5 protein-coding genes, 1 tRNA gene and 1 pseudogene are annotated in these 7,007 nt (G+C 76.1%); 4 read left to right on the top strand and 3 right to left on the bottom strand.

The annotated features are described in order from the left end of the window. Window positions 1-691 precede the first annotated feature (691 nt). A tRNA-Trp gene (locus tag AB0F11_RS37100) sits at window positions 692-768 on the bottom strand. 773 nt (window positions 769-1,541) lie between these two features. Between AB0F11_RS37100 and AB0F11_RS37095 the strand changes: the two genes are divergently transcribed. After that, on the top strand, window positions 1,542-2,867 hold the full coding sequence (locus tag AB0F11_RS37095; RefSeq protein ID WP_362184006.1) for a serpin family protein: 1,326 nt from the start codon (window positions 1,542-1,544) through the stop codon (window positions 2,865-2,867). Between the two features lie 83 nt (window positions 2,868-2,950). Further along, window positions 2,951-3,406: pseudogene (locus AB0F11_RS37090) on the top strand (GNAT family N-acetyltransferase); the annotation flags it as partial. Here AB0F11_RS37090 and AB0F11_RS37085 read toward each other — a convergent pair. Together AB0F11_RS37085 and AB0F11_RS37080 are read right to left on the bottom strand one after the other, a co-directional pair. After that, window positions 3,394-4,350: a PfkB family carbohydrate kinase gene (locus AB0F11_RS37085; protein ID WP_362184009.1), complete on the bottom strand. Its 957-nt coding sequence runs from the start codon at window positions 4,348-4,350 to the stop codon at window positions 3,394-3,396. The pseudogene AB0F11_RS37090 and the gene AB0F11_RS37085 sit on opposite strands and share 13 nt — an antisense overlap. Before the next feature lie 41 nt (window positions 4,351-4,391). Continuing rightward, on the bottom strand, window positions 4,392-5,093 hold the full coding sequence (locus AB0F11_RS37080) for a bifunctional 4-hydroxy-2-oxoglutarate aldolase/2-dehydro-3-deoxy-phosphogluconate aldolase (protein WP_362184003.1): 702 nt from the start codon (window positions 5,091-5,093) through the stop codon (window positions 4,392-4,394). 94 nt (window positions 5,094-5,187) lie between these two features. On the opposite strand from AB0F11_RS37080, the gene AB0F11_RS37075 reads away from it, so the two are divergent. Continuing rightward, window positions 5,188-6,027: an IclR family transcriptional regulator gene (locus AB0F11_RS37075; protein ID WP_362184000.1), complete on the top strand. Its 840-nt coding sequence runs from the start codon at window positions 5,188-5,190 to the stop codon at window positions 6,025-6,027. 115 nt (window positions 6,028-6,142) lie between these two features. Next, a partial coding sequence (locus AB0F11_RS37070; RefSeq protein WP_362183997.1) for a sigma-70 family RNA polymerase sigma factor occupies window positions 6,143-7,007 on the top strand: 865 nt, incomplete at its 3' end.

Raw genomic sequence — 7,007 nt, 5'->3', positions numbered from 1 at the left:
CCGAGATCGAGTTCGACCCCGAGACGTACGAGCCGCTGCCGGTCTACAAGCCGTCCCGCCGTCCCAGGCGTCGGCGGAGCCGGCTGAACTACCGGCGCGCTGCCCCAGACCCCGCGCCTCAAGCGCCGGCGAGGCTGGTTGCCGGACCCACGGCTCAGGAGGCGGCGAAGCCGCCCGGGCTTCGAAGCGAAGGCTCCGCCCACCAGCCCCCACGTCCAAGCCCTGGCCGAGCCACCCCATTCGAAGCGAGGAGTGGGCCACTTCAGCCTCGCTCGCTTTCGAAGCAGGGGGTGGGCCCTTTCAGCCCCGCCGGCGATTGAGGCGCGGGGTCTGGCGGCGGCGCCCCAGCAAACCCGGCTCCGCCGCACACCGCGCTCTGCCCAGACCCCCGCTTCAAGCGCCGGCAAGGCTGAATTGGCCGGCCCCCGTCCCAGGTGGCGGCGAAGCCGGCTGGGCTTCTGGGGCTCCGCCTCAGACCCCGCGCCTCAAGCGCCGGCGAGGCTGGAGTTGCCCGACCCACGGCTCAGAAGGCGGCGAAGCTGGTCGTGTCGGAGCCCCGCCTCGAAACGCGACTGGCGCAGCCCCCCGCCCCGCACCGGGGGATGAACGGCCCGATCAGGCCTGCGCATCTCGGGGAACGCCGAACGCCCAGGCGGGGGCGGGGCCCTCGCCTGGGCGTTCGGCGGTTGCGTGGCAGGGGCGACAGGATTCGAACCTGCGGCATTCGGTTTTGGAGACCGACGCTCTGGCCAGCTGAGCTACACCCCTTCGGCGAGACCAACCATGCCATGCCGCGGCACGGAGATCCAATCAATTACCCGGCGGCGGCCACCGCGTGCCGCTGCGCGCGCATGGCGGCACGTGGGGCCGCGGAGGATCGTGGGCAGGGGGCCGCCCGGACAGGAGGTTCCGCCATGCGTCCGCTGAAGGGAGCTCCACCGCCGCGGCAGCGCGTACTGCTGCGACGGCGACGGCGGCGGCTGCTGCCGGGCGTCCTGGCAGCGCTGGTGCCGGCGGCCCCGGCCCTGCTGGGCGCGGCGGTCGCCCCGGCTGGCCCCCGGCGGGCCCGGCGGAGACGGGGAGACCGTCTCGCTTGCCGGGAACGGGCCGGTCAGCGGCTTGACGTCACCCTTACCCGTGTGGTGGACCCCACGACACCGGCGGGGGCGGTGCCTGCAGCCGCCGCAGCCGATCGGCTCGTGGCCGTGCAGTTCCGGCTGGAGAACACCGGGAACCGCCGTCTACCACGACTCCCCCGCGCCCGCCGCGCACCTGCTGGACACCGACGGCCACCGCTTCACCGGTTCCAACTCCGCGCCACCGCGGGCCCGCCCTTCCCTGAGACCGTCACCCTCCGCCCGGGCGGCGGCTCGGCGCTCGGCTTCGTCAGCTTCCGCCTGCCGCAGGACGCCCGGCCCGCCGCCGTGCAGTTCGCACCGAACGGCGGCCTCGCCGACGACATCGGCCACCGGAGCCTGTCCTGGCGGCGACCGCCGAAACCGGCTGCGGCCCGGCGGCGTTCGTCCCTTACCCTCCCGACCATGCGCAACACGACGATCCGTGCGGTCAACCGGCTCACCGCACGCTGGGCCGAACAGGCCGTCACCGGCGACACCGACGCCGCCGGCGACACCGGCACGGTCCTCACGGCCGTGGGGGTCTGGCCCCTGCTCGCCCTCCTGGCCGACGGCGCGGCCGGCCCGGCCCGCGAGGAACTCTCCGAAGCCCTCGGCATATCCGCCGACTCGGCGGCCGCGGCCGCACGCGAGCTCCTGGCCGACCTGTCCGGCGTACGGGGCCTCCAGACGGCCACGGGGCTGTGGGCCCTGCAGGACCTGCCCCTGGAGCAGCGGTGGCTGGACGCGCTCCCGGACGGCGCCCACGGTCTGCTGACCGGCGACCCCGACACCGACGCCAAGACCCTCGACGCCTGGGCCGCCGAGCACACGGGAGGCCTGGTCGAGCGGATGCCGGTCGTCTTCCCGCCGCCCCCCGCGCACACCCAGCTGGTGCTCGCCTCGGCGCTGGCCCAGCGGCTGCGCTGGATCCAGCCGTTCCGCGACGGGATCGTCGAGCCGTCCGAAGGTCCCTGGGCCGGACGGGTCCTCACCGCGCTGCGCCGCAGCACCACCCTCCTGGACCGGGTGCGCGTGGCGCAGACCCCGGCGGGTCCTGTCACGGTCCTCGAGGTGGTCGGCGACGGCGGCGTGGACGTCCACCTGGTGCTGGGCGCACCCGGTGCGCCGTCGGGCCGGGTCCTGTCCGCCGGGGTGGGGGTGGTGACCCGCGCGCTCGCGGCCACCGGCGCGAGCCTGCTGCCCGAGGGGAACCCGGGTCCCGGCCTGCGCATCGGGACGGTCCTGTCGCCGGATCCGGAGCCGTACCTCCACATCCAGACGACGGCCTTCGACGTGACCGCCGAGCACGATCTCCTCGACCACCCCGGCCTGTTCGGCCTCGCCTCCGCCTCCGACACGGGCGCCGGCCACTTCCCGGGTATCAGCCCCCACCCCCTGGCCGTGGGCTCGGCACGCCAGTCGGCGATGGCCCGCTTCGGCGCCGAGGGCTTCGAGGCCGCGGCCGTGACGGCCGTCGCGGCCTGCGCCGGCGCCGGGGCGCCGTCCCGGTTCCGCTACCGCACCCGGCAGGCCGAGGTCTGCTTCGACCGCCCCTTCGGCTTCCTCGCCGTCCACCGCACCTCCCGCCTGGTGCTCGCGGCGGGCTGGGTCACCGATCCCCTGCCGTACGAGGAGCGCGAGTACCCCGAGTACGAGGAGTGGCAGAAGCGGGCCGAGGAAGAGGCGGCGGACGCGGAGTGGGAGGCGGAGCAGCGGGCCGCGGCGGAGCGGGCGGAGCAAGCGCAGTGAGCGTCGCCGAGGGCTCCGGCGTACCGGAGGAGAGGGCGGGACTGCGCATCCGGCGGAGGACCGAAGACGACATCGAGGCGTGCCTGCGCATCCTCGCGGAGGTCCACCGGTACGACGGCTACCCCCTCAACTGGCCCGAGCACCCCGGCGCATGGCTGTCGGACGGCCCCCTGCTCGGCTCCTGGGTGGCCGAGTTCGACGGCCGCCTCGTCGGGCACATCGGCCTGTCGTACGCGGGCGCGGGCGATCTGGCCCCCGCCCGGTGGAGCGGGCGGACCGGTGCACCGCCGGAGGCGGCCGCCGTGGTCACGCGGCTGTTCGTCTCCCCCGGGGCCAGGGGGCACGCCCTCGGCGCCCTGCTGGTCGGGCGGGCGGTGGAGGAGGCGCAGCGGCACGGGCTGCATCCGGTGCTCGACGTCCTGTCCGGCGATGCCGCCGCGGCAGCGCTGTACGAGCGGCTGGGCTGGGAGCTGATGGACACCGTCGAACAGCACTGGAGCCCGCAGCAGACGGTGCACGTCCGGTGCTACGCCGCCCCGGTCGCCGCCCGGTGGATCGCGGCCAGCGCCCTGGTTTCGCAGAAGGACGGGACGCGGCCGGTGCCGCCGCGGCCCGACACCGACAGGGAGGCGGCCGCCGCGCCGTAGGCGACCGCGTCGGCGAGGCCGTCGCCGAGGGCGAGGCGGGCGGTGGCCGTGCCGGTGAAGCAGTCGCCGGCGCCCGTCGCGTCGACCGGATCGGGGTTGGCGGGAACGGAGTGGAGGCGCGCGGCGGTGCCGTCGTCGAGGAGCAGGCGGTCCGGTCCCGCGGTGACGGCGACCGCGCGGGCGCCGAGCGCGCGGTAGCGGACCGCGGCCGTCCCTGGGTCGGCGGTGTCGACCAGGGCGACGGCGTCCGCCGGGCAGGAGCTCTTCAGCAGCCCGGTGTGCGGCGCCACCCGGGCCAGGAGGCTGCGCGCCGCGGCCCGGTCCGTGAGACGGGAGCGGTGGTTGGGGTCGTACGAGACGTGGCCGCCGCAGGCGTGGACGGTCTCGGCGGCGGCGACCACCGCCTCGCGGCTGCTCTCGGACAGGGCGCCGGTGATCCCGCTGGTGATCAGGGCCTTCGTACGGGAGAGCACGGTCCGCCAGGACGCGATGTGCCCGGTGGAGAGGGTGGAGCCGGCGCTCGCGGTGCGCCAGTAGACGAACGCGCGGTCGCCGTCGGGGTCGGCGGCCAGCAGGTAGGCGCCGTTGGGGCGCGGGGCGCGGCGTACGTGGGAGGTGTCCACGCCGAGCTCGGCCGCGCGGCGCAGCAGCGGGGCGGTGAGCTCGTCGTCGCCGACCACGGCGAGCAGGGCGGTGCGGGCGCCCGCTGCCGCGGCGGCGGCAGCGGCGTTGAGGGCGTCGCCGGAGTAGGAGAGGCGGGCGGGGGTGCCGTCGGCGGCCTCCCGCAGGGCGGTGCCGGCGTGGACCTCGACCAGGACCTCGCCGAGGACGACCACGTCGTAGGCCGTGGCCGGGACCGCCGGCCGCTTCGGCGCGGTCACCGGTACCCCTCGGTCCGAGGGGCCCGGCCGGTACGCTCCCCGGACTCCGTGGACTCCCGGTGCTCCCGGGGCTCCCCGCAGCCGGCACAGCACGGGCCGGCCAGGGCGGCGAATACCGCGGCCAGCTCCGCCGGATCGTCCGGCAGACCCCGGCCGACACCGACGGCGGTCGCCCCGGCGGCGAGCCAGTCACCGACCTCCGCCGGCCGGATGCCGCCGGTCGGGAGGAGCACCGCCGCGGGCAGGACCGCGGTGAGGGAGCGGAGGAAGCCGGGCCCGGCGACATGCGCCGGGAAGATCTTGGCAGCTCCCGCCCGTCCCACCGCGGCGGCGATCTCGCCCGGGGTGAAGCCGCCCTCGACGAAGACGGCCCCGCGCCGGGCGGCCAGCGCGCGGACCTCGGGGGCCGGGTACGGGGAGACCAGGAAGGCCGCGCCCGCGTCGAGGGCCGCCTCTGCCTGGCCGGCGGCGGTGACGGTGCCCACGCCGACGAGGGCCGGCCGGCCGTGCGCATCGGCGAGCGGGACGGTCCGGGCCACGGCTCCGGCCCAGCCCGGGACCGAGGTGGTCAGCTCGACGACCCGGCAGCCGGCGGCCAGGAGGGCGGTGGTGCGGCGGACGGCTGCGTCCGCGTCGGCGGTGCGCAGCACCGGCAGCAGACGCTGGGCCGCCAGCGCCGCGTACGGATGGCAGGACACGAGACGATCCCCTCCCCCTGCGTTCCACGTAGTGGAACGGCATACCGTGTAGCGGAACGGAACTGCCCCTGGAACCATACTCCTTGGAGCCCGCATGACCGGTGCGCACGAAGCCCACGACCACCACTCGGGCCCCGACGGCAGCCCCGGCCCCGGGCCCCACCCAGGCCACCGCCCCGCCCCCCGCACCGGCCGGACATCGGCGACGGGCACCGCGCTGGAGAAGGCGATGCGGATCCTGGAGGCGGTCGCCGCGCCCGGCGGGCCGCACCGGCTCACCGATGTGGCGGCGGCCGCGGCCGTGCCCAAGTCGAGCGCGTTCCGGATCCTGGCCTCGCTGGCCGGGCAGGGCTTCGTACGCCCCGGCAGCGACTCCCGGTACGGGGCGGGCCCGCGGCTGCGCAGCCTGTCCGCGGTGGTCGGCGCGGACGAGCCGGCGGGCATCGGGCGCATTCTCGGCGAGCTCCGGAAGGCCACCGGCCAGACGGTCCACCTGGCGCTGCACACCGGGGAGTCCCTCACCTGCATCCGCAAGCTGGAGGCCGACCAGCCGTTCCGGACGGCCTCGCGGACCGGGATGCGGATGCCGCTGCACAGCACGGCCATCGGCAAGGCCCTCCTGGCGCACCTGCCCGCGCCGGAGGTTCAGGCGCTGCTCGCCGCCGGCCTGCCGGCCCGTACACCGCGCACGCTGACCACCTGTGAGGCCCTACTGGCCGAGCTGGAGGCGGTCCGGGCCTGCGGCTTCGCCGTGGACGACGAGGAGAACGAGCCGGCCATCCGCTGCATCGGCGCCGCCGTCCTGGACGCTTCGGGCCGCCCCGTCGGCGGGGTCAGCGTCACCACGGTCACCTTCCTCGTCCCCCGCGAACAACTGGAGGCGTACGCCCCGGCGCTGCTCGCCGCGAGCCGGGCCCTGGGGCCGCTGCTGTGAGGCCCGTCGAAATTTTTCTCGAAATCTTCTTCCGGATAAGTGTTATCCGGCCTCGGCTCGACGGTCTCCCAGGTATCGGGCATCATCGACCGCCGGTACGGACAGGGAACCTCACATGACTTCACAGCACACGGCAGCGCTGGTCGCAGCGGCCCGCGCGGGCGATCCCCGCGCGCAGGACGAGCTGGTCAGCACCTACCTGCCGCTCGTCTACAACATCGTCGGACGTGCGCTGAACGGCTCCGTAGACGTGGACGACGTGGTGCAGGACACGATGCTGCGGGCGCTCGACGGGCTGGGCACCCTGCGCACCGACGACAGCTTCCGCTCCTGGCTCGTGGCGATCGCAATGAACCGGGTGCGGGCGTACTGGCAGGCCCGGCGCACCGCCCCCGGCGAGAGCGGCCTGGAGGCCGCCTGGGAGCTGGCCGACCCCGGCGCCGACTTCGTCGACCTGACGGTCGTACGGCTCCAGCTGGAGGGTCAGCGGCGGGAGACGGCCCGGGCGACCCGCTGGCTGGAGCCCGACGACCGGGCGCTGCTGTCGCTGTGGTGGCTGGAGTGCGCGGGCGAGCTGACGCGCGCCGAGGTCGCGGCCGCGCTGGAGCTGTCCCCGCAGCACACCGCGGTCCGGGTGCAGCGGATGAAGGCGCAGCTGGAGTCGGCGCGCGTGGTGGAACGGGCGCTGGAGGCGCAGCCGCCGTGCGAGGAGCTGCGGGCGCTGACGGCCGGCTGGGACGGCCACCCGTCGACGCTGTGGCGCAAGCGAATAGCCCGGCACGCGCGCGAGTGCATGCGGTGCGCGGGGCTGTGGAGCGGACTGCTCCCGGCGGAGGGGCTGCTCGCCGGGCTGGCCCTGGTTCCGGTCTCGCTGGCCCTGCTGGAGGGCATACGGTCGGCCGCCGCGGCCGGGGCGGTCCCGGCGGGTGCGGCGTACGCGGCGCAGGGCGGCGCGGGCTTCGCCGGCGGGGCCAACGGCG

The organism is Streptomyces sp. NPDC032472 (assembly GCF_040636955.1).
Taxonomy (GTDB): domain Bacteria; phylum Actinomycetota; class Actinomycetes; order Streptomycetales; family Streptomycetaceae; genus Streptomyces.
This window is presented reverse-complemented; position numbering and strand designations above follow the sequence as displayed.

Excerpts from the sequence above, each read along its gene's own strand:
- AB0F11_RS37095 (WP_362184006.1), top strand. The coding sequence starts at position 1,542 with ATGCGCAACACGACGATCCGTGCGGTCAACCGGCTCACCGCACGCTGG.
- AB0F11_RS37075 (WP_362184000.1), top strand. The coding sequence starts at position 5,188 with ATGACCGGTGCGCACGAAGCCCACGACCACCACTCGGGCCCCGACGGC.